The sequence below is a fragment of the Amycolatopsis japonica genome, from assembly GCF_000732925.1.
GTDB lineage: Bacteria > Actinomycetota > Actinomycetes > Mycobacteriales > Pseudonocardiaceae > Amycolatopsis > Amycolatopsis japonica.
The window spans coordinates 5,102,449-5,122,482 of sequence record NZ_CP008953.1 but is presented as its reverse complement, the minus strand read 5'-3'; the positions used below and the strand labels follow the sequence as shown (position 1 = coordinate 5,122,482).

The 20,034-nt window shown below is 69.7% G+C and carries 21 protein-coding genes; 13 read left to right on the top strand and 8 right to left on the bottom strand.

The features are described from left to right. Nucleotides 1-74: 74 nt before the first annotated feature. The 6 genes from AJAP_RS23620 (at nucleotide 75) to rnhA (ending at nucleotide 4,265) form a co-directional block, all read left to right on the top strand. The gene (locus tag AJAP_RS23620) at nucleotides 75-494 is read left to right on the top strand and encodes a DUF6010 family protein (protein ID WP_037344213.1); all 420 of its coding nucleotides are present in this window, start codon (nucleotides 75-77) and stop codon (nucleotides 492-494) included. Between the two features lie 25 nt (nucleotides 495-519). Further along, nucleotides 520-813, top strand: a complete 294-nt coding sequence (locus tag AJAP_RS23615) for a putative quinol monooxygenase (protein ID WP_038515297.1) — start codon at nucleotides 520-522, stop codon at nucleotides 811-813. Between the two features lie 62 nt (nucleotides 814-875). Then, complete coding sequence (locus AJAP_RS23610) at nucleotides 876-1,535, top strand: HEAT repeat domain-containing protein (RefSeq protein ID WP_038515296.1); 660 nt, start codon at nucleotides 876-878, stop codon at nucleotides 1,533-1,535. Further along, nucleotides 1,535-2,527 (top strand): HEAT repeat domain-containing protein, encoded by a 993-nt coding sequence (locus tag AJAP_RS23605; RefSeq protein WP_038515295.1) that lies wholly within the window; start codon nucleotides 1,535-1,537, stop codon nucleotides 2,525-2,527. The genes AJAP_RS23610 and AJAP_RS23605 overlap by 1 nt, the downstream gene beginning before the upstream one ends. Before the next feature lie 42 nt (nucleotides 2,528-2,569). After that, nucleotides 2,570-3,760, top strand: a complete 1,191-nt coding sequence (dinB, locus tag AJAP_RS23600; protein ID WP_038515294.1) for a DNA polymerase IV — start codon at nucleotides 2,570-2,572, stop codon at nucleotides 3,758-3,760. Between the two features lie 22 nt (nucleotides 3,761-3,782). Then, the gene (gene rnhA, locus AJAP_RS23595; RefSeq protein WP_038515293.1) at nucleotides 3,783-4,265 is read left to right on the top strand and encodes a ribonuclease HI; all 483 of its coding nucleotides are present in this window, start codon (nucleotides 3,783-3,785) and stop codon (nucleotides 4,263-4,265) included. A gap of 9 nt (nucleotides 4,266-4,274) precedes the next feature. Here rnhA and AJAP_RS23590 read toward each other — a convergent pair whose 3' ends face one another. The 4 genes from AJAP_RS23590 to AJAP_RS23575 all read right to left on the bottom strand — a co-directional run bounded on the left by AJAP_RS23590 (nucleotide 4,275) and on the right by AJAP_RS23575 (nucleotide 7,735). After that, the gene (locus AJAP_RS23590) at nucleotides 4,275-4,943 is read right to left on the bottom strand and encodes a hypothetical protein (protein ID WP_038515292.1); all 669 of its coding nucleotides are present in this window, start codon (nucleotides 4,941-4,943) and stop codon (nucleotides 4,275-4,277) included. A 196-nt stretch (nucleotides 4,944-5,139) separates the two neighbouring features. After that, nucleotides 5,140-5,637: a hypothetical protein gene (locus AJAP_RS23585; RefSeq protein ID WP_038515291.1), complete on the bottom strand. Its 498-nt coding sequence runs from the start codon at nucleotides 5,635-5,637 to the stop codon at nucleotides 5,140-5,142. Next, complete coding sequence (locus AJAP_RS23580; protein ID WP_038515290.1) at nucleotides 5,634-7,046, bottom strand: sensor histidine kinase; 1,413 nt, start codon at nucleotides 7,044-7,046, stop codon at nucleotides 5,634-5,636. The genes AJAP_RS23585 and AJAP_RS23580 overlap by 4 nt, the downstream gene beginning before the upstream one ends. Next, the gene (locus AJAP_RS23575; RefSeq protein WP_038515289.1) at nucleotides 7,043-7,735 is read right to left on the bottom strand and encodes a response regulator transcription factor; all 693 of its coding nucleotides are present in this window, start codon (nucleotides 7,733-7,735) and stop codon (nucleotides 7,043-7,045) included. Before AJAP_RS23575 ends, AJAP_RS23580 begins: the two co-directional genes overlap by 4 nt. Nucleotides 7,736-7,845: 110 nt before the next feature. Between AJAP_RS23575 and AJAP_RS23570 the strand changes: the two genes are divergently transcribed. Beyond that, nucleotides 7,846-8,793 (top strand): phosphatase PAP2 family protein, encoded by a 948-nt coding sequence (locus AJAP_RS23570; RefSeq protein WP_038515288.1) that lies wholly within the window; start codon nucleotides 7,846-7,848, stop codon nucleotides 8,791-8,793. A gap of 311 nt (nucleotides 8,794-9,104) precedes the next feature. On the opposite strand, the gene AJAP_RS23565 is transcribed toward AJAP_RS23570, so the two are convergent. After that, entirely contained in the window at nucleotides 9,105-10,625 is a 1,521-nt protein-coding gene (locus AJAP_RS23565) for a GGDEF domain-containing protein (protein ID WP_228694570.1), read from the bottom strand. A 130-nt stretch (nucleotides 10,626-10,755) separates the two neighbouring features. Here AJAP_RS23565 and AJAP_RS23560 point away from each other — a divergent pair, with 130 nt between their 5' ends. Then, complete coding sequence (locus tag AJAP_RS23560; protein ID WP_038515286.1) at nucleotides 10,756-11,976, top strand: cytochrome P450 family protein; 1,221 nt, start codon at nucleotides 10,756-10,758, stop codon at nucleotides 11,974-11,976. Here the strand turns inward: AJAP_RS23560 and AJAP_RS23555 are convergent. Next, entirely contained in the window at nucleotides 11,973-14,255 is a 2,283-nt protein-coding gene (locus AJAP_RS23555) for a helix-turn-helix domain-containing protein (RefSeq protein ID WP_228694569.1), read from the bottom strand. The two genes, AJAP_RS23560 and AJAP_RS23555, sit on opposite strands and share 4 nt — an antisense overlap. Nucleotides 14,256-14,645: 390 nt before the next feature. Between AJAP_RS23555 and AJAP_RS23550 the strand changes: the two genes are divergently transcribed. After that, nucleotides 14,646-15,581: a DMT family transporter gene (locus AJAP_RS23550; protein WP_038515284.1), complete on the top strand. Its 936-nt coding sequence runs from the start codon at nucleotides 14,646-14,648 to the stop codon at nucleotides 15,579-15,581. On the opposite strand, the gene AJAP_RS23545 is transcribed toward AJAP_RS23550, so the two are convergent. Next, nucleotides 15,506-16,012, bottom strand: a complete 507-nt coding sequence (locus AJAP_RS23545; RefSeq protein WP_073847202.1) for a GNAT family N-acetyltransferase — start codon at nucleotides 16,010-16,012, stop codon at nucleotides 15,506-15,508. The two genes, AJAP_RS23550 and AJAP_RS23545, sit on opposite strands and share 76 nt — an antisense overlap. A gap of 133 nt (nucleotides 16,013-16,145) precedes the next feature. On the opposite strand from AJAP_RS23545, the gene AJAP_RS23540 reads away from it, so the two are divergent. Beyond that, nucleotides 16,146-16,346: a hypothetical protein gene (locus AJAP_RS23540; RefSeq protein ID WP_038515283.1), complete on the top strand. Its 201-nt coding sequence runs from the start codon at nucleotides 16,146-16,148 to the stop codon at nucleotides 16,344-16,346. A gap of 441 nt (nucleotides 16,347-16,787) precedes the next feature. On the opposite strand, the gene AJAP_RS23535 is transcribed toward AJAP_RS23540, so the two are convergent. Further along, nucleotides 16,788-17,147: a VOC family protein gene (locus AJAP_RS23535; RefSeq protein ID WP_038515282.1), complete on the bottom strand. Its 360-nt coding sequence runs from the start codon at nucleotides 17,145-17,147 to the stop codon at nucleotides 16,788-16,790. 89 nt (nucleotides 17,148-17,236) lie between these two features. Between AJAP_RS23535 and AJAP_RS23530 the strand changes: the two genes are divergently transcribed. From AJAP_RS23530 to AJAP_RS23515, 3 genes are all read left to right on the top strand, one after another. Continuing rightward, complete coding sequence (locus AJAP_RS23530; protein WP_038515281.1) at nucleotides 17,237-18,430, top strand: zinc-dependent alcohol dehydrogenase; 1,194 nt, start codon at nucleotides 17,237-17,239, stop codon at nucleotides 18,428-18,430. Nucleotides 18,431-18,489: 59 nt separating this feature from the next. Next, a complete protein-coding gene (locus tag AJAP_RS23525) occupies nucleotides 18,490-18,906 on the top strand; it encodes a CBS domain-containing protein (RefSeq protein ID WP_016333456.1) in 417 nt (138 codons plus the stop codon). A 355-nt stretch (nucleotides 18,907-19,261) separates the two neighbouring features. Next, nucleotides 19,262-19,738, top strand: a complete 477-nt coding sequence (locus AJAP_RS23515; RefSeq protein WP_228694568.1) for a DIP1984 family protein — start codon at nucleotides 19,262-19,264, stop codon at nucleotides 19,736-19,738. Nucleotides 19,739-20,034 lie beyond the last annotated feature (296 nt).

Here is a 20,034-nt window from a genome sequence, read left to right as displayed (position 1 = left end):
CGATGGCGAGATCCCGTTGGAAGGCGTCGTTCGCGCCACTGGGAGCGGGCGTCGTCCGGTTCTAGCGTCGAACCATGATGATCATCGCGCCGATTCTCGTCGGCCTCGGCTATGTCGTCCTGATGTCGTTGATCCACGAGCCGCACCGCCGCCGCTTCAACGCGGTCATGATCGCCGGCGCGGGCGCGGCCTACGCCAGCGGCGGCGGGCTCGGCATCTGGGAACTCGTCTTCACCGCACTGATGGCCTATGTGGCGTACCGCGGGCTCGAATCGTGGACGTTCATCGGGATCGGCTGGCTGCTGCACACGGCTTGGGACGTCGTGCACCACCTGAAGGGCGCTCCTATCATCCCGTTCCTGGACGATTCGTCGTTCGGCTGCGCGATCTGCGACCCGGTGATCGCGATCTGGTGTTTCGCCGGCGGACGATCGGTGACGGATTTCTTCCGCGCCCGTGTCGGTTCGCGTCGTCCGCGTTCGTCGGTGGGGTGAACCGACCGGACGAAGGGAGTTCGAAATGACGGTGATCGTGGCGGGAAAGGTGTACGTCGACCCGGAGAAGCGGGACCGCTATGTCGAGGGGCACCAGGTGATCGTCGAGAAGGCGCGGGCCCATCCCGGCTGCCTCGACGTGGTGATCTCGGCGGACACGCTCGAACCGGGCCGGGTGAACATCTTCGAGTACTGGGAGTCGGAAGAGGTGCTGAACGCCTGGCGCGCGATCTCGCCCAGGCCGACGTACTCCGCCGAGATCCGGGACGGCGAGGTGTTCAAGCACCGGGTCTCGTACTCCGGACCCCCGTTCGACTGAACACGGTGGAGCGCCGGGCTTGACCTTGACATCGTGACAAGGTCTTCACTGGAGCGCAGGAGGTGATCCCCATCAACACGACACAGAGGACTTCACCGGACCTGCGCGTGCTCGACGCGCTCGGTGCCGAGAGCTCGTCGACGCGGCTCCAGGCGGCGCTGGCGGCCGGGACGCATCCGGACGTCGGGTTCGTCGGCCCGCTCGTGGCGCGGTGCGCGATCGAGCCGGATTTCTACGTCCGGGACATGCTGACCTGGGCGCTGACGCGGCTGCCCGCGGAGAACACGGTGCCGGTGCTCCTGGCCGAGCTCGGTTCGGAGGTCGCCCAGGCCCGGAGTCAGGCCCTGCACACGCTGTCCAAGATCGGGGACCGCGCCGCGTGGCCCGCGATCACGCGGTCGCTGCTGCACGACGCCGACGACGAGGTCGCCCGGAGCGCGTGGCGGGCCGCGGTCGTCCTCGTCCCCGACGGGGAGCGGGCCCGGCTGGCCCGTGACCTGGCCGACCAGTTCGGGCGGGGCGACCGGACGGTGCGGCTGAGTCTCAGCAGGGCGCTCGTCGCGCTCGGACCCGTGATCGAGCCCGTCCTGCGGGCGGGTTCGGCGAGTACCGACCTGGCGGTGCGGGCGCACGCCCACGCCACGGAGCGGCTCCTGCGCGACCCGGACGCCGGTTTCGACGAGTCGAAACGGATCGTCGCGCTGGGACCGGAGGGAGCCTGATGCTGATCGGTGAGGTGGCGCGCCGCTCGGGGGTGAGCAGCCGGATGCTCCGGCATTACGACTCCCTCGGGCTGGTGCGGCCGACCGGCCGCACCTTCGGCGGCTACCGCGAGTACTCCGACGAGGACATCCGCCGGATCTTCCACGTGGAGAGCCTGCGGTCCCTCGGCCTCTCGCTGCGCGAGATCGGACGCGCCTTGGAGGATCCGGCCTTCGAGCCGTCCGATCTCGTCCGCGATCTCATCCGGCGGACCGAGGAGCGCCTGAACCGGGAACAGGAGCTGCTCGACCGGCTCCGCGCGGTCGACGGTTCGGCACCGACGGGCTGGGAGGGGGTCCTGCGCATCGTCGAGCTGTTGCACGGGCTCAATTCGCCTCACGCGGCTCGACGGCAGCAGACCGCCCTGGCCCCGGCCGAGGTACCCGCCGAACTGCTGGCCGGGGCGGTCCTCACCGAAGCCGATCCGAACGTCGCCGGGGCTCTGCGGTGGGCTCTCGCGAGGGCGGGCGGTGACGGCGTGGCGAGCCTGGCGTCCGGCGCGCGTTCGGCGGACGTCGACGTCCGGCGGCGCGCGGTCCTCGCGATCGCCGGGATGCCCGGTGACGAGGCGACCGCGGCGTTGACGGACGTACTCGGCGACCCGGATCCGGCGGTCCGCGCCCGCGCCGCGCTGGCGCTGGGGTCGCGTGGGGAGAGCGCGGCCGTGCCGGAGCTCGTCCGCATGGTGGTCGAGGGCACGACCGACGTCGAGGCGGCCGAGGTCCTCGGCGCCTTGGCACGGGACGACGACGTCGCGGCCCGGATCATGAGCGCGTTGACCGACGAGCTCGCGACCGCGGAGCCCGCCGCGCGGATCCGCCTCACCCAGGCCCTCGTCGAGATGCCGCCCGCGCTCGCCCTGGACGTGCTGCGTGACCTGGCCGAAGACGACGATCGCACCGTCGCTCTCCTCGCTTCGGCCCTGGCGGGAGCGCTCGCCTCCCCTGGGTGAGGTGGCTTGGCCACTGGGCCGTTTGATGCGAACATATGTTCTATGACGACTGAGGGTCCCATCCTGCACGCCGACCTGGACTCGTTCTACGCGTCGGTCGAGCAGCGTGACGACCCGAAGCTCCGCGGGCGGCCGGTCATCGTCGGCGGTGGGGTCGTGCTGGCGGCCAGCTACGAGGCGAAGGCGTACGGCGTGCGCACGGCGATGGGCGGCGGCCAGGCGCGGCGGCTGTGCCCGGCCGCGATCGTGGTCCCGCCCCGGATGCGCGCGTATTCGGAGGCCAGCAAGGCGGTCTTCGAGGTCTTCGGCAACACGACGCCGCTCGTGGAAGGCATTTCGATCGACGAAGCCTTCCTCGACGTCGGCGGGCTGCTGAAGATCGCGGGCACGCCGAGCCGGATCGCCGCGAAACTGCGGAAGGACGTCCTGGAGCAGGTCGGGCTGCCGATCACGGTCGGCGTCGCCAGGACGAAGTTCCTCGCGAAGGTGGCCAGCGGGGTCGCGAAACCCGACGGCCTGCTCGTCGTGCCGCACGACAAGGAGCTGGAATTCCTGCATCCGCTCCCGGTCGAGCGGCTGTGGGGAGTGGGCAAGGTGACGGCGCAGAAGCTCCGCGAGCGCGGGGTGACGACGGTCGGGCAGATGGAGGGGTTCGGGGAGAAGGAACTCGTCCGGATGCTCGGCCGCGGCGTCGGCGCCCATCTGCACGCGTTGTCCCACAACGACGACCCGCGCCGCGTGCAGACGGGCCGGCGCCGCCGGTCGATCGGGGCGCAGCGCGCGCTCGGTAGCAGGCCGCGTTCGCCCGCCGAGCTCGACGCGACGCTGCTGACGCTCGCCGATCGGCTCGCCCGTCGCCTGCGTGCGGCGCAGCGGGTGTGCCGCACCGTCGTGCTGCGGATGCGGTTCGCCGATTTCACCAAGGCGACGCGTTCGCACACCCTCTTGGAGGCGACCGAGCAGACCGGCGCGATCGTCGCGGCGGCGCGGGGCCTGCTCGCGACGGCGAGACCGCTGATCGACGAACGCGGTCTCACGCTGATCGGGCTCGCGCTCACGAATCTGTCGAAGGACGACTCGATCCAGCTCGCCCTGCCGTTCGGGGCGAAACCGAGGGACGCGCTCGACTCGACGCTCGACACCGTCCGGGACCGGTTCGGTGCGAAGTCCATCACGCGTGCGGTGCATCTGGGCCAGGTCGAGGAGCCGTGGGTGCCGCTCCTGCCGGACTGAGCCCCGTCGCTAGGGTGTTCCGGTGGCGGAAGTCGAGATCTACACCGATGGCGCGTGCAGCGGGAATCCCGGCCCGGGAGGCTGGGGCGCGGTGCTGCGGTACGGCACCGTCGAGAAGGAGATCTACGGCGGGGATCCCGGTCCGACCACGAACAACCGGATGGAGCTGACCGCGCCGATCGAGGCGCTGGAAAGCCTGAAGCGCCGGGTCACGGTGGACATCTACACCGACAGCACCTACGTCCGGAACGGCATCACCAGCTGGGTCCGGAACTGGAAGAACAACGGCTGGATGACGTCGGCGAAGACGCCGGTCAAGAACGCCGATCTGTGGCGCCGTCTCGACGAAGCCGCTTCACGGCACGAGGTCGAGTGGCATTGGGTCAAAGGCCACGCGGGGCATCCGGAGAACGAGCGAGCGGACCGGCTCGCCGTCAAAGGCGTGGAAGAGGTCGTGGGCCGACCCGTGATCCAGCCCGGCGAGCGGTCCGCTCGGCGTCGTTGAACGAAGTCGTCAGCAGCTGACGTTCACCTTCGCGCTCTTGGCGAAGGAGACGTGGACGTGGTCCATGTGGTTGGCGGTCGCGCCGCCGCGGTCCTCCATGGTGTCCCAGCCGCTGCCGTCGTTGTAGCGCTGGCGCCAGATGACGTACGTGATACCGAAGTCCTTCTGGTTGGCCAGGAGGTACTCGGCGATGGCGTTGCCGGTGGCGGTGTCCACCATGAAGTCCAGCGCGAGGCCGGAGGGGTGGTCGCTGGCGTTCGCCCGGCCGGCGACGCCGCCGACGTTCTTCACGCCGAACTTGGCCTTCACGTGGTTGCCGACCTGGGCCACGTGCGGCTTGGTGCCGGCGAGGCTGGTCGAGCACGCCGTCGCGGCGGGAACGGTCTTCTTCACCGGGGCGGGGGCCTTGGTCGACGTCGTCGGCTTCGGGGGAGCCGAGGAGGTCGACGGGGGCGGGGTACTTGTGCTGGAGGGCGGGGTGCTGCTGGTAGACGGCGGGGGAGTCACGCTGGAGACCGGGGGAGCCTTCAACGCGAGCGCGGCGCTGGCCGCTTCGACGTCAGGGGAACCTGCGGAGGTCAGCCACATCGACGCCGGGAGCGCCGTGGCGACCGCTGCCGCGATACCCGCGGGGAGCTTCCACTGCGGAGCCTTGATCTTGCGATGTCTGCCGGCCATTTCTCTGATCACTCACCACTTCGGGGACGGGAACTCGCGTCGGGGGCCGCGAGCTCCGGGCAACATTACGAAAAGGACACGGCAATGTCACGCCCGAGTGTGTTCGCCCACAGTTACCTTGATCGTTGAACCAAAAGAGGCTCACGCCCGTACAGATACGAGAAGTGCTTTTATGTGAGCACGGTGAGTGACGAATTCAGTTCGGCTGGCAGGATTGGAAGTACACGTCCTCGTTCGGCGAGATCACGTTCACGCCCTTGGACTGTGGCGCCCGGCCGGTGGCCGCGGAGGCCGCGATCACGGTGCAGACCAGCTGATTGATGGCCTGATCGGACAATTTGCGCATCGAGTACGGCAGCGCGAGACTCGACGGGTCGCCCGGGTAGACCCGGAGCTTGCCCAGCTCCGGCGGGACGAACGTGGTGAGTCCTTGCGCGGCCTCCCGGTCCGTCGGTCCCTGCAGCAGCAGCGTGACCGCGCCCTCGGGGGAGATGAACCCTTCGGTGGGCCGGGTCACCGGGATGACCCGGCCGTCGGAGACGAAGTACAGCGTCAGACCGCCGAGGACGTTCGGCCCCGTGGTGGCGCGGATCGACGGCCCCGGCCCGGCCGGGACGACACCGGTCGGCTGGACACCGCAGGCGGCCACGAGCGTCGCGGCCGCGAAGGCGAGCAGTACGCGAGGCTTCCTCATCGCGTCCCTCCTTCGGGCAGGTGCGGCAGGCGCAGCACGAACCGGGCACCGTGCCCGGTGTCGGCCGCGGTGATGTCGCCGCCGTGCAGGCGGGCGTTCTCCAGCGCGATCGCCAGGCCCAGCCCGCTGCCCTCGGACCGGGCGCGGGCGGTGTCGGCCTTGGTGAACCGGTCGAACACATGCGGCAGGACCTGCGGATCGATCCCGGGCCCGCGGTCCTCGACCGCCAGGGTGACGCCGTCGCCGTCGGCGCGCAGCCGGACCTGGACCGGGGCCGCGCCGTGCCGGAAGGCGTTGCCGACGAGGTTGGCCACGATCAGGTCGAGCCGCCGCCGGTCCACGCGGGCGAGAACGCCCTCCGGCAGGTCGGTGACCAGGTCTTCGCCGTCGCGCCAGCCTCGGGCGTCGAGGCTGTCCCGGATCGCCGTCGCGAGATCCCATTCGTCGAGCACGAGTTCGGCGCGGCCGGCGTCGAACCGGGAGATCTCGACCAGGTCCTGCACCAGCCGCGTCAGCCTCCGGGTCTCGCCGGAGACCAGCCGCGCCGCGACGGCGGTGTCCGGCGGCAGCGCCTCCGCGTCCTCGTCGAGCACGTCGGTGACCGCGTTCATCGCCGCGAGCGGGGTGCGGAGTTCGTGCGAGACGTCGGCCACGAACCGGCGGGCGTCGGCCTCCATGGCTCTCAGCTCACCGACCGTGCGCTCCAGTTCGGCGGCGGTGTTGTTGAAGGTCGTGACCAGTTCGGCCAGTTCGTCGGACCCTTTGGCGGGCAGCCGGACGTCGAGCCTGCCTTCGCCGAGCTGGGCGGCGGCGGTGTTGAGCGCCCGGACCGGCCGGAGCACCTGCCTCGCCGCGAGCAGGGCGAGCGCCGCGGCCAGCGGGAGGACCAGCGCGGCCGTCTGCCAGGCGGATTTCGCGAGTTCGTCGATGGCCTGTTGCTGTTGCACGAGCGAGGTGAGCGAGTACACCTCGACGCCGCTGTTCCTCATCGCCCCGTCGGGCTGCCTGGCCAGCACCGGCAGCCCGACCAGCAGTTCCGGAATGCTTCCGCGGTCGACGCGCTGGAACTGGATGCGGAAGTCGTTCGCGACGGTCTGGCGCAACTCGGGGGAGAACGTGGCGAGATCCGGGCCGTTGGCCGATCGCAGGTCGCTGTAGACCGCGACGGCGTTCAACCGCAGGCTGCCGGCGAAATCGTTGAGCTGCTCCTGGGTCGGCGGCGTGGACAGCGGGCGGCCGTAGGCGGCGACCCGGTCCTTCAGCTGGTTCATCGCCGCGTCCTGCACCGCCTCGAGGATCGCGTTCCGGGCCGAGACGTAACTGGCCCCCGCCGCGGCCGCCGCCCCGATGATCGTCATCGCCGCGAACGCCAGGATGAGCCGGGGCCGCAGCCCGGAAAGCCACCTCATGAACGGCCGAACCGGTACCCGAAGCCGCGGACGGTCTGGACGTGTTCGGGTTTCGCGGGGACGTCTTCGATCTTCGCGCGCAGCCGCTGGACACAGGCGTCGACCAGCCGGGAGTCGCCGAGGTAGTCGTGATCCCAGACGGCGGAGAGGATCTGCTGGCGGCTGTAGACCTGGCCGGGCGTGCGCGACAGCTCCAGCAGCAGCTTCAGTTCGGTCGGCGTCAGCGAGACCGGCTCTCCGTTCTTCGTGACCACCAGCCCGGCCCGGTCGATGACCAGGCCGCCGTGCCGTTCCCCGGCGGCGGCTGCGTCGCTCGCGGGCTTCTCGCTCACCGCCCGCCGCAGCACCGCCCGGATCCGGGCGTCGAGCACGCGGGGCTCGATCGGCTTGGTGACGTAGTCGTCGGCACCCGCCTCCAGCCCGGCCACGATGTCGAAGTCGTCGCTGCGGGCGGTGAGCATGATGATCGGCACCTCGCCCGCCGAGCGGATGCGGCGGCAGGTCTCGAAGCCGTCGATGCCGGGGAGCATCAGGTCCAGTACGACGATGTCGGGCTGGAACACCCGCAGTTTCTCCAGCCCGAGCTCGCCGCTCTCGGCGGTGTACACGGTGTGCGCCTGCCGTCGCAGCGCGAGTTCCAGCCCCTCCCGCACGGACGCGTCGTCTTCGATCACAAGGACACTTGCCACGCCGCCATTATTCGGATGTCTCCGCGCGTGTGCGACTCGGCTCGATCTTGTAGCAGAACCATGACATTGTCCGGACCTCACGGCGAAACGGCGTGGGGACAGTGGGACCCATGGCCCTACTCATCCACGAAGCGAAGCCGACCCCCGCCCGCCGTCCGCTGCCGGGACGGCACGCCGAGACCAGGCGGACCCTGTCCAGGGCCGTGTTCCAGCTCGCCACCGGACTGGGACTGGCCGCCGCGTTCGTCGTGACCTACGTGCTGTTCGTGCACACGTCGGCCGGGCAGCTCGCGGAGAACGGCGTCGTCCGGAGCGCGCAGTCCGGTCAGTGGTCCACAATGGACTGGGCGGGACCGCTGCGCGACCAGGACATGGTGCTGGTGATCGGCGCCGCCGGGATCGGGCTCGTCGTCCTGGCGCTGCTCCGGCGCAAACCCGGTCTCCTGATCCCCGCGCTGAGCGTCCTCGTGCTCCCGCTCGTCGCCGCGCAACTGCTCAAGCTCTACGTCCTCGTCCGGCCCGAACTGCCCGACGGCGGCCGCGGGCCGGGGCACAACAGCTTCCCCAGCGGCCACGTCAGTGCCGCCATGGCCATCCTGATGGCGCTCGCTTTCGTGCTGCCCCAACGGTTCCGTCCGGCGATCATCGGGATCGGCGGCGTCGCCGTCGCCTGGGTCGCGTCGTCGACCATCGCGCTGGGCTGGCACCGGCTCAGCGACACGGCGGGCGCCTGCCTGCTCGGGGCGTCGTTCGCCTGCCTGCTCGCCGCCTGGCTGACCACCCGCCGTCGCGACCTGCGCCGCACGCCCGCCTTCCTGGTGGCGCTGGCCGCCGTCCTGCCGACCGGCATCGTCCTGATCGGCTTCGCGGTGCTGAGCACGGCGACCGACGGCGCCGCCCAGTTCGTCGCCGCGCTGGTGCTGGCCGCGCTGTCCGCGGTGGGTGTCGTGCTGGTCGCGCTGTGGCCGCTGAGCGGGTCCGCGTTCGAACGGCGGACCGGCGTGGAGACGCGGGTGGTCGACGACCTGCTCGAGACCCGCCTCGTGACCCGGCGCTGACGCTCGGGTTTTCGGAGGCGCTCCGGAATGTCACGTATGGGACCGTTCGGGTCCCGTACGTGACATCGGTGCTTCGCTACGCGTGGTGTGTTGCGAAAGCCACTTTCGCAACCTTCAACGTTGCGAAAGTGGCTTTCGCAACGTCAGGTCGCGGCCAGGACTGGTCGGCTGGCCCGGGGGGAGTGGCGTGCATGTCGCGAAAGCCACTTTCGCGACGTCTGGTGTCCCGAAAGTGGCTTTCGCGACATGCACGCGCGCCTTGAGCAAAGGACCGGCCTCGCTCGGTGAACGCATTCAGAGGACTAAACGCGTCAATCGCGGCGCGCGTCGCCGGCCCGGCTCAGGGGTGACGTCGGCGTCCGGGGCGAAGGCGGAACCGCGGAGGGTGCCACGACCACGCGGTTCCGCCCGCTCCGTTTCGCTTGGTACATGGCCGCGTCCGCGGCGCGGAAGAGCTCGCCGTAGTCCGTCGAGTGCTCCGGCGACAGCCCGACGCCGATCGACACGGTGCAGCCGTGGATCGGCCCCACCGCGCGGGGTTCGTTGGTGGCGTGCCCGCTGGCGAGTTCGGTCAAGCCGGTGATCGCGGTCTTCGCGACGGCCGCCCGGATCCGCTCGGCGATCCGCATCGCCTCCTCGCGGGTGGTGTCCGGCAGCAGCACCGAGAACTCCTCGCCGCCCCACCGCCCGACGACGTCCGTGGAGCGGGTGTTCTGCCGCAGCACGGCACTGACACAGCCGAGCACGATGTCACCGCCGGAATGCCCGTACTTGTCGTTCCACTGCTTGAAGTGGTCGAGATCCAGCATCAGGAACGCCGTCGGGCGCCGCCCGGTCTGGTCTTCGAGCAGCCGGAGCGCGGCGGGTGCGTGGAAGGAGTCTTCGGTCAGCAGTCCGGTCTTCCGGTCGCGCTGGCTGCGCGCGATCGTGTCCGCCAGTGCCTGCGACAGCCGGGTCGAGCGCAGCGCGATCCCGATCATCACCAGTGGCACCAGCGCGATGTTGACCGCGCCGAGGATGGTCGTGCACGCGGCGAGTTGCAGCGCGTAGACGAAGTCCGCGTTGTCGGCCCAGCTGCCGATCAGCTTCTGCCGCCGCCAGCCGCCCCACGCCAGACCGCGCGCGATGCTGATCAACAGCGTCTGCGACGCGAAATACCAGAGCGCGGCGCCCAGCAGCGCGACGGCGGCGACCGCGATGTCGCCGGGCCGCTGGGGAAGCGTGCCCGATTCGAGCCAGCCGTGCAGTGACGTCAGCCGGGTGATCGTGTGCACGCCCAGGATGGAGGCGGCGTGCGCGGCGGTGGTGAAGAGGAACGTCGTCATCGCCTTGTGCGCGATGGAGTAGCGCTGCACGCGCACCATCAGCAGCAGCGCGAGCGACAACGTGGGCGGCAGCAGGACGGCCGCGCCGCCCAGCCAGACGGCGGTCTGGTCGATGTGCTCACCGCGCCGGTCGTCGGCCCGGCGCTGCTCCTCCGGATGCTGCGTCTGGACGAGGTACCAGATCGTGCAGCCCGCGATCACGCCGAAGCGGACGAGATCCGTCGTCGTGAGGGAAGCACCGACTTGCGATTTCAAGGCCCAGAACGCGACCGCGATCTCGGTGCCGAGCATCCAGAAGACCGCCGCGGGCGGCAGGCGCCACAGCTCCCACCCCGCCGGATGGCGCAGGGTGTTCCAGGCGCGGCCACGCAGCCGCCAGACGCGGGCGGAGGCGAGGCCGACGGTGTCGGCGAAACCCCGGAGCGAACCGCGCGGCCGCGCCGAGACCGCGTCACGGTCGTGCTTGCCGAACTCGCTGACGAGGGTCACCTCCAACCCGTTACGCACCGCACCCGCTTCGATCTTGCTGGGTCACCACAAGGGGGTGACAGGGGGACCGCGTTGACGATCGCGTGAGACAGCCCGATACCCGCGTTCGCCGGACGCGATTCCGCCGGCGGCTGGCATGGTGGCTCGTATGCCTGACGCCGCATACGATGCCGCCGCGGTCCCCGTGATGTTCGGCCCGGACTTCGACAGGAACCCCTCGCCCGCCTACGAATGGCTTCGGAGCAACGCGCCGGCGTTCCGGCTCCCGCTCCCCGGCGACACCTGGACCTGGTTGCTGACCCGGCACGCGGACGTCGTTTCCGCGATGGCCGACCCCCGGCTGTCCAAATGCCCGTCCGTCGCCGCGGAGCACTGGCGCAAGGCCAACCTCGGGCTGCCCGCCGACCACCGGCCGACGCTCATCGGGCATATGAACAACGTCGAAGGCGAGGAACACGCGCGGCTGCGCAAGGCCTGCGCCGGGGCGTTCGGCCCGCGGCGGCTGCAGCATATGCGCGACCGCACGCATCGGCTCGCGAACGAACTGCTCGACCCGATCCTGGACCGCGGTGAAGGCGACCTCGTCGAGGATTTCGCGTACCCCTTGGGAATCCGGTCGATCTGCGAGCTGATCGGCATCCCGGAAGGCCTGCTCGACGAGGTCCGCCCGCCCGCGCTGGTGGTCGCCGCGGGCGACGTGACGGACATGGCGTCGATGCTCAAGGCGACCGACGACCTGGACGCGCTGCTCGCCGACGTCGTCGCCCGCAAACGCGCGGAACCGGGGGCGGACCTGATCAGCGATCTGCTCACCCAGGAGGCGGCCGGGAAACTGACCGACGACGAGGTCGCCGCGACGGCGTTCCTCTCCCTGATCGCCGGGCACGAGACGACGATCAGTCTCATCGCGTCCACCGCGCTGACCCTCATCACGCATCCGGAGGAGGCGGCCCGCGCCCGCGCCGACGGTGCGCATCTGACGCTCGTCATCGAAGAGGTGCTGCGCCGCGACACCCCGCTGCAGAACACGAGCTGGCGGTTCGTCACCGAACCGATGGAGCTCGCCGGGCAGCGGATGGAGGCGGGCGATCCGATCCTGTTGTCGTTGCTGGCGGCCAATCGCGATCCGGAAGTGCACCCCGAACCGCTCGCCTTCCGCCCCGGCGAGCGGCCGGTGCGGCACGTCGCCTTCGGTGTCGGACCGCATATCTGCATCGGCGCCGCGCTCGCGCGGATGCAGGCGTCCGCGGCACTGGAGACGTTGTTCGACCGCGCGCCGTCGATGACGCTGACCGTGCCGGAGGACCGGCTCGTGTGGTGGCCGAGCGCGATCACGCGCGGTCTGCACAACCTGCCGGTGAAGCTCTAGACGGCGCCTTCGAGGCGGCCCCGCAGCACGTTCGCCTTCCGGTCGTCGAGGTCCATGACGAGCTGGAGCGCGTCGCGCCAGACGGCCATGGCCTCGTCGGTGTGCCCCTGGGCGGCCAGCGCGCAGCCGCGTTCGTCGAGCGCGTCGGCCTGCCCCCAGACGTCGCCGCAGTTGCGGTAGGCGGTCAGCGCCTGCTCGCAGTAGCCGAGCGCCTGGTCCAGATCGCCGAACCGGCGGCAGGTCCTGGCGAGCGGCACCAGCGCGAAACCCATCCCGTGCTGGTCGGCGTCTTTCGCGTAGGCGTCGAAGGCACGCAGACCGTGATCGAGGGCCAGGTCCCGTTCGCCGAGGTCGCGGTAGGCGCGGCCGAGATGGACGCGCGCGGTCGCTTCGCCGAGCTGGTACCCGATCCGCGCGTTCACCTCCACGCTCTGCTCGGCGAGCCGGACTGCTTCGGCGTAGTCCTCGCGTTCGTGCGCGATGTTGCCGAGCCCGACCAGCGCCCAGCCGAGACTCGGGTTCTCGCCGATCTCCTCGGAGATCTCGACGGCCTGGCCGAACAGATCGCGCGCGCGGTCGAGGTCGCCGCGCCGCCGGTGCGCCTCGGCGAGGTTGATCGCCGACCAGGCCAGCCCGCCGAGGTCACTGCCCGCCTTCGCGGACTCGATCGCCACCTCGTGACTGGAGATCCAGGTCTGCCACGGCCGGCCGAGCAGGTGGTAGTCGAACAACTCCACCGGCAGCCGCCAGCCGACCTCGTACAGCCCGTGGTCCAGTGCCAGCCGGGCGACACCGGTGATGCTCGGCATCTCCGACGCGCACCAGATGTAGGCCTCGTCGAACGTGGCGAACCGGAGCGGCTCGACACCGTCGGGCGCGGGACCCAGATCGATGTGGTGGTCGCGCGCCGGGGTCAGCGTCCAGCTCGCGGCGTTGGCCGCGTACAGATACCAGTGGGTCAGCCGGGAGACCGCCGCCTGCCGCTCGTCCCGCCATCGCTCGGCGTTGGCCTCTTCGGCGGCGTACACGCGGAGCAGATCGTGGAACCGGTAGTACTCGGCGCCGACCTGCTGGACGAGATGCGCCTGCACGAGCCGGTCGAGCAGCTGTCGCGCGTCGTGCCCGGGCAGCCCGGCGAGCGCGGCCGCCGCACCCGCGGTGAAACGCGGGCCGGGATGGAGACCGAGCAGCCGGAACATCCGGGCGGTGTCCGCCTCCAGCGCGCGATACGACCAGCTGAAGGCGGCCCTGACCCCGACGGTGTCGTCGTCGACCGCGAGCAGTTCCAGCCGCCGTCCCTCGGCGACGAGTTCGCGGGCGAGGTCGCCGACGCTCTGATGGGGATGGGTGGCGACCCGTTCGGCGGCGATGTTCACCGCGAGCGGCAATGCCGCGCACAGCCGGACGAGCCTGCCGACGCCTTCGGGATCACCCGCCGCGCGTTCGTCGCCGATGAGGTCGGCCATGAGCCGGGTCGCTTCGAGTTCTCGCAGTGGCTCCAAGGAAACCTGGACCGCGCCGCTGCCGACGACCAGCCCGGACAGCCGTCGCCTGCTGGTGATCAGCACGGTGGTGTCCGGGGTACCGGGCAGCACCGGACGCACCTGGGGCGAGTCGAGGGCGTTGTCCAGTACGACAAGGGTGCGCTGGCCGCGCAACAGGCCGCGCAGGAGCGCGAGCCGCATGTGCTCCTCGGCGGGGACCCGGTCGGGGCGGACGCCGACGCAGCGCAAGAGGTCGTCGAGGATGTCGGCGGGTTGCGCGGGCGACCCCGCCGCATAGCCGCGCAGATCCGACCAGAGGACGCAATCGAACTCTTCTTGGCGCCGGTTCGCCCAATTCAGCACGAGCGCGGTCTTCCCGACCCCGGGCGGACCGGCGACGAAGACCACTTTCGCCGTTTCGGTGAACACTTTTTCGTCCAGCAGCGCCAACTGGTCTTCGCGGCCGACGAAATGATCAGGCGGTGGGGGAAGATGCACATACGGTTCCGCGCGGGCGGCCTCGGCGAGCACGATCAGGGTTCCGTCCGCGCCGAGCGCGCGATCGCAGGCTTCGGCGAATTCCGCGCTCGGCGGGGTGAGGCCGCGTTCGACCCGGCTGATCAGACTTTTGTCGACATAGGCGAGTTTCTGAAGCTCGCGTAACGCCAGCCCGCGGGCCTGACGGCGTTGCCGCAAGGCGCGGCCGAACGTCGACGCGGCCGTCGAAACCGGCCTCGGTTCCGCGCGTGCTTTCCCGGTCTCCCCGGATCTGGCCGAACCGGAATTCTCGGTCACCAGAAGCACCTTTCTCCCCGCTTCGCGGCAGATCGTGCCACAACCTTCCCATTGCCTGGGTCACAACACGGCCACCGGGTGTGCGCGGGTGCGAAGTCTGCCCCCAAACTGTGCGAGAACGCGCCCGTTCCCCACCGGTGCGCCGGGCGAAAGGGAGGTGGATCATGCGCGACCGCGAAATGTGAGCAGGCCCTGTTCCGCCTTGCGAACACCGGGCGAGTGCTGATCTCCTCGGAAACCGGTCGTGGCCGTCGCTTCCGGCGGCCACGACCGGGACCCTTTCGGAACATGTAGGACCGCTTAACGTCGGTGTAGATCTTTTCACTTGTCCTGACGAGTCGCCCGAGGCAGCTTGGGAGAGGTATCGAGCGGCCCGGCGAAAGGAACGAAGTGAGCATCGGCGCACCGGGAACCCTGGTCCGGATGGGCGTTCTCGCCCTGTTGTGGGGTTCGGGGTTCCTGTGGATCAAGCTCGCGCTGACCGGGCTGCCGCCCGTTCAGGTGACCGTCATCCGCTGCGCCCTCGGCGCGGCCGTCCTTCTCGTGCTGAGCCGCTGGGCCGGGCAACGACTCCCGCGCGGCCGCCGGATCTGGGGCAGGCTTCTCGTCGCCGCCTTCTTCTGCAACGCCTTGCCGTTCGCGTTGTTCAGCATCGTTGAACTGACCGTCGATTCCGGCGTCGCGGGGGTGATGAACGCGACGACCCCGCTGTGGTCGTTGCTGATCGGTATCGGGATCGGCACCGAACGACGGCTGACGGTGGTCCGTGTGGGCGGGCTGATCCTCGGTTTCGCCGGCATCCTGCTGATCTTCGCGCCTTGGCAGAAGAGCGGCCTGCTGGGCTGGGGAACGCTGGCCCTGCTCGGCGCCGGCATCAGCTACGCGATCGCTTTCGCTTACATGGGAAGGAAACTCGTCGGCGAAGGCGGTCCGATCGCGATCTCCGCCGCGCAGCTGCTGACCGCGACCGGGCTCAGCGCGCTCGCGCTGCCCTTCGACGCCGCACCGGCCGGACCGCTGAACGTGACCGCGGTGCTCGCCGTCGTCGTACTCGGGATCTTCGGCACCGGCGTCACCTTCTACCTCAACTACCGGCTCATCGCCGACGAAGGCGCGACCTCCGCGGCGACCGTCGGCTACCTGCTGCCGGTCGTCTCGGTCGTGCTGGGCGCCATCGTGCTCGGCGAGGACCTCGGCCCGCGGGTGCTCGCCGGGATGGCCGTGGTGCTGCTCGGAGTCGCGCTGACGCGCTACGTGAGGTCTTCGGCGAGCAAGTCCATCAGCAATCCGTCGTGCCAGCCGTCGCCGTCGGTGTCGCGTTCGTAGCCGCGCATCACGCCGACCTCGCGGAAGCCGACGGCCTTGTAGCAGCGGATGGCGGCGTCGTTGTCCACGGCGGGATCGATCACCAGCCGATGGTGCCCGCGATCGTGCAGGAGATGCCGCGCCATCGTGCGGACGGTGTCCGTGCCGAGTCCCCGGCCGTGCGCCGCCGGGTCGAGGAAGAGGTCGACCGACGCGTGCCGGTACATCGGGTCCTCCTCCTCGCCGTACTGGACGAAGCCTCGGACGACGCTCCCTTCGAGGACCGTGAAACAGGCTGTCGTGGGGTCGTCGAACGGCCAGGTGGGGGAGTCGTCGACCGAACCCCAGCGCGCCCCGACCTCGGCCGTGCCGCGGATGCGCCGCAGGTCCGGGACGTGGGCCTCGGTGACCGGGGTCAGGGTCACGATCTCCCCGCGCAACTCGGTGGTCAGTTCCCGCTCCGTCCGCTCGTCCGAATGGCGCCAGTCTAGGGAGAAACCGGCCGTGGCGCCGCCGGACCGCACGAACGCGGGGGCTTTCCCGGCCGGAATCCGGTATCAACGAAAGGGACGACGGAGGTGGGTCATGGGGAACCCGTTCGAGGAATTGCGTCCGGTGGAGGAATTGGTCGACGGTGGGGCGACGGCCGTGCGGGCGGCGGTGTTGCGCAAGGCGACCGAAGCCGTGGTCGCGAACGCCCGCGACGCGACGGACTGCCGGATGCTGCTGGAGATGCTGGGGCTGCATTCGGAACCCTCGGTCCGGACCGAGGATGAAGCCGCCTGAGGCACCGCAAGTACATGAAGGCCCCCTTCCTTGCGCTAGACGCAAGGAAGGGGGCCTTCATGTACTTGGGAAGGTGTGAAGGACTCCTTTCCTCGGCTGAGCCGAGGAAAGGGGGCCTTCACGCGCGGTCGCTGTGACTGCTGGTGTTCATGGGGCTCGCGTAGCGCCTCGCAAGTCCGTGAAGGCCTCCTTGAGGGACTCGTTTTGCTTACCCACCTGGTGTGGGTCGAGCCTGAGGGGTTCGGGGCGTTGAACGTCCTGGCTCCTCCGCGCTTGGAGTCGTTGATGAAGGATCTGGGACAGTGAACGTCCCAAATCCTTCATCGACAACGCTCGACCCCGCCCACGCGCAGGTCAGACGTAGATCAACAAATACCGGTCCTTCACGGACCGGGCCGGAGAACCAGACCGCAGACGGAATCCCTAAGCGGCTGAAGAGGTTCAGCGCCGCGGCAGCACGCAGAATTCGTTCTCTTCCGGATCTGCCATGACGACCCAGTCGTCCGACTCCGGGTCTTCGATGATCCTGGCGCCGAGCGACACGAGCCGGGCGACCTCTTCGCGCTGCTCGAGTTCGGTGGGCGCGAGGTCGAGGTGCAGCCGGTTCTTGCCCGACTTCCCCTCGGGGACCGGCTGGAAGAGCAGGCTCGGCACGTCGGGGCTCTTCAACTCGACATAGGTCACGCCATGACCGTCGGTCCACCGCTCGGTCTCGGGGTAGCCGAGTGCTTCCTTCCAGAACGCGGCCAGTGCTTCGGCCTCACGGCAGTCGACGGCGACGGCGAGCATCCGGGTTCGCATGGATCAACGGTGGCACGGAACGGCGAGGTTTGCCGGATGCGCGGGCGGGCACCCGGCGGGGAGCAGAGCCACTCGCCGAAGGGAGCACCATGAAGGCCGTCACTTGGCACGGCAAACGCGATGTCCGGGTCGACACCGTCCCGGATCCGAAACTGGCCGAACCGACCGACGCCGTCGTGCGGATCACCTCGACCGGTATCTGCGGGTCCGACCTGCACCTTTACGAGGTCCTCGGCGCTTTCATCGACGAGGGCGACATCCTCGGGCATGAACCCATGGGCGTCGTCGAAGAGGTCGGTTCCGGGGTGACGAACCTGAAACCCGGTGATCGCGTCGTCGTCCCCTTCAACATCTCCTGCGGCCACTGCTTCATGTGCGACCGTGGCCTGCAGTCGCAATGCGAGACCACACAGGTCACCGATCGGGGCAAGGGCGCGGCGCTGCTCGGCTACACCAAACTCTACGGGCAGGTCCCGGGCGGCCAGGCCGAATACCTGCGCGTCCCGCAGGCCCAGTACGGCCCGATCAAGGTGCCGGACGGCCCGCCGGACGAGCGTTTCGTGTACCTCTCCGACGTCGTGCCCACGGCGTGGCAGGCCGTCGACTACGCGAACATCCCCGAAGGCGGCACGGTCGTGGTCTTCGGGCTGGGCCCGATCGGGCAGTTCTGCTGCCGGATCGCGAAACACCGGGGCGCGGGGAAGGTGATCGGCATCGACCTGGTGCCGGAACGGCTCGCGAAGGCCGCCGCGGCCGGCGTCGTCACCTACGACACGCGTGAACACAAGTACCTCGGCGACCTCATCCGCGAGACGACCGGCGGCAGGGGAGCGGACTCGGTGATCGACGCCGTCGGGATGGAGGCGCACGGGGCCCCGATCGGGCGAATGGCGCAGAACCTGGTCGCCCTGCTGCCCGACCCGATCGGCGCGAAGATCACCGAGAAGGCCGCCATCGACCGGCTCAGCGTGCTGTACGCGGCCATCGACTGCGTCCGGCGCGGCGGCACGATCTCGCTGAGCGGCGTCTACGGCGGCATGGTCGACCCGCTGCCGATGATGGACCTGTTCGACAAGCAGATCACCCTGCGGATGGGGCAGGCCAACGTCCGGCGCTGGATCGACGACATCATGCCGCTGATCGCCGACTCCGCCGATCCGCTCGGCGTCGAGGGCTTCGCGACGCACAAGATGCCGCTGAAGGACGCGCCCCACGCCTACGAGATCTTCCAGAAGAAGCAGGACGGCGCCGTCAAGATCCTTCTGGAGCCGTCGGCGGCTTGAGGTGTCGGCCCGGGGATGCCGGGTATCCGGTGGATGATCCTGAAGGAAGGAGCGATGGGATGACCACGGCACGAGACATCATGACCGCGAACGCGACCTGTGTGTCCGCCTCCGAAACCGTCCTCGACGCGGCCAAGAAGATGGCGGCCGAATCGGTGGGCGCGGTACCGATCTGCGGCGAGGACGGCAAGCTCAAGGGCATGCTGACCGACCGCGACATCGTGGTGAAGGTCCTGGCCGAAGGCAAGGACCCGAGGGCGCTGCACGCTTCGGAACTGGCGCAGGGCGAGGCGGTGACGATCGGCGCCGACGACGACGCCGAGGAGATCATGCGCACCATGGCGAACCACAAGGTCCGGCGCCTGCCGGTGATCGACGGGCACAAGCTCGTGGGCATCGTGGCGCAGGCGGACGTGGCCAAGGCCCTGCCCAACCCGGACAGCGGTGAACTGGTGGAAGCCCTGTCCTACGACTGACGGCATACTCGCTCGGTGGAGTTCTTCGACATCGAGGGTTACGAACCCGTGTGGCTCTCCGGACTCCAGTCGATCCGGAGGGCACACGGGGATCGTCGAGTACACCGAGTGGCTCTCCGACGCGCCCGTCGTGGTCGACTTCGGCGACGAACGGCTGGAGATCACGCACTGGAAGTTCGACGAACTTTCCCGGAACTGTCCGCTTTGGAGGGTCAGGTGCTCCAAGACGTCGAGTTCAACGCACTCGACGAGAACGGCCTCGAATACACCGAGCCCGACTCGTCCTATCGGCGACATTCCTTGGCAGGCTGAAAACGGGATGCGGCGGTCGTCGATCTTGGCGATACTTCCCGGCATGTCCCGGATCAAGCTGGCCGAAGCGCTCGCTCTACGCGCCGACGCGACCAAGAAGGTGGAGGCGTTGCGCTCCCGGATCGTCGACAACGCGCGGCACCAGGAGGGCGAGGAACCGTCGGAAGACGCCTCCGCCCTGCTCGTCGAAGCCGAAACCGCGCTGGACGAACTGGAATCGCTGATCCAGCGGATCAACCGGACCAACGCCGCGACCCGGCTCGGGGAGGGCACGATCACCGACGCGATCGCGCGCCGCGACGTCCTCCGGCTCAGGCACGGTGTCCTCACCGCGGCCGCCGACGCCGCGGCCGGGCGCAACCAGGGCGGCTACGGCCGTCAGCTCCGTTCGGAACTCCGGTATCTCTCCGCGTTGCCGGTCGCGGAACTGCGGTCCCGCGCGGACCGGGTCGCGGGGGAGATCCGGCTGGTCGACGTCGAGATCCAGCGCACCAACTGGGAGACCGACCTCCTGGACTGAACGTGGAAAGCAGGTAGCCCACCGGGAAGCGGGCACAAGCCGAGGGCCGGCGGTATTCCGGTCCGCCTCCTGGCACGTGGCGGGCAGCGTGGGGGTTCGACTCCCCGATCACAACTCCGCCCAGCACGGCGCACAGGTGACGGCGCAAACGGCACAGTTCATCACCACGTGCCGGTCCCGGAGGGTGAGGGCGGGTACGGGGCCTTTCCACGCATTCCCGGTGTCACAGTGGTGTTCCCGACACTCTTCACCCAGCCGAGGCATGGGCGCGGCTGATCGACTCTGTGCCAAGGTGA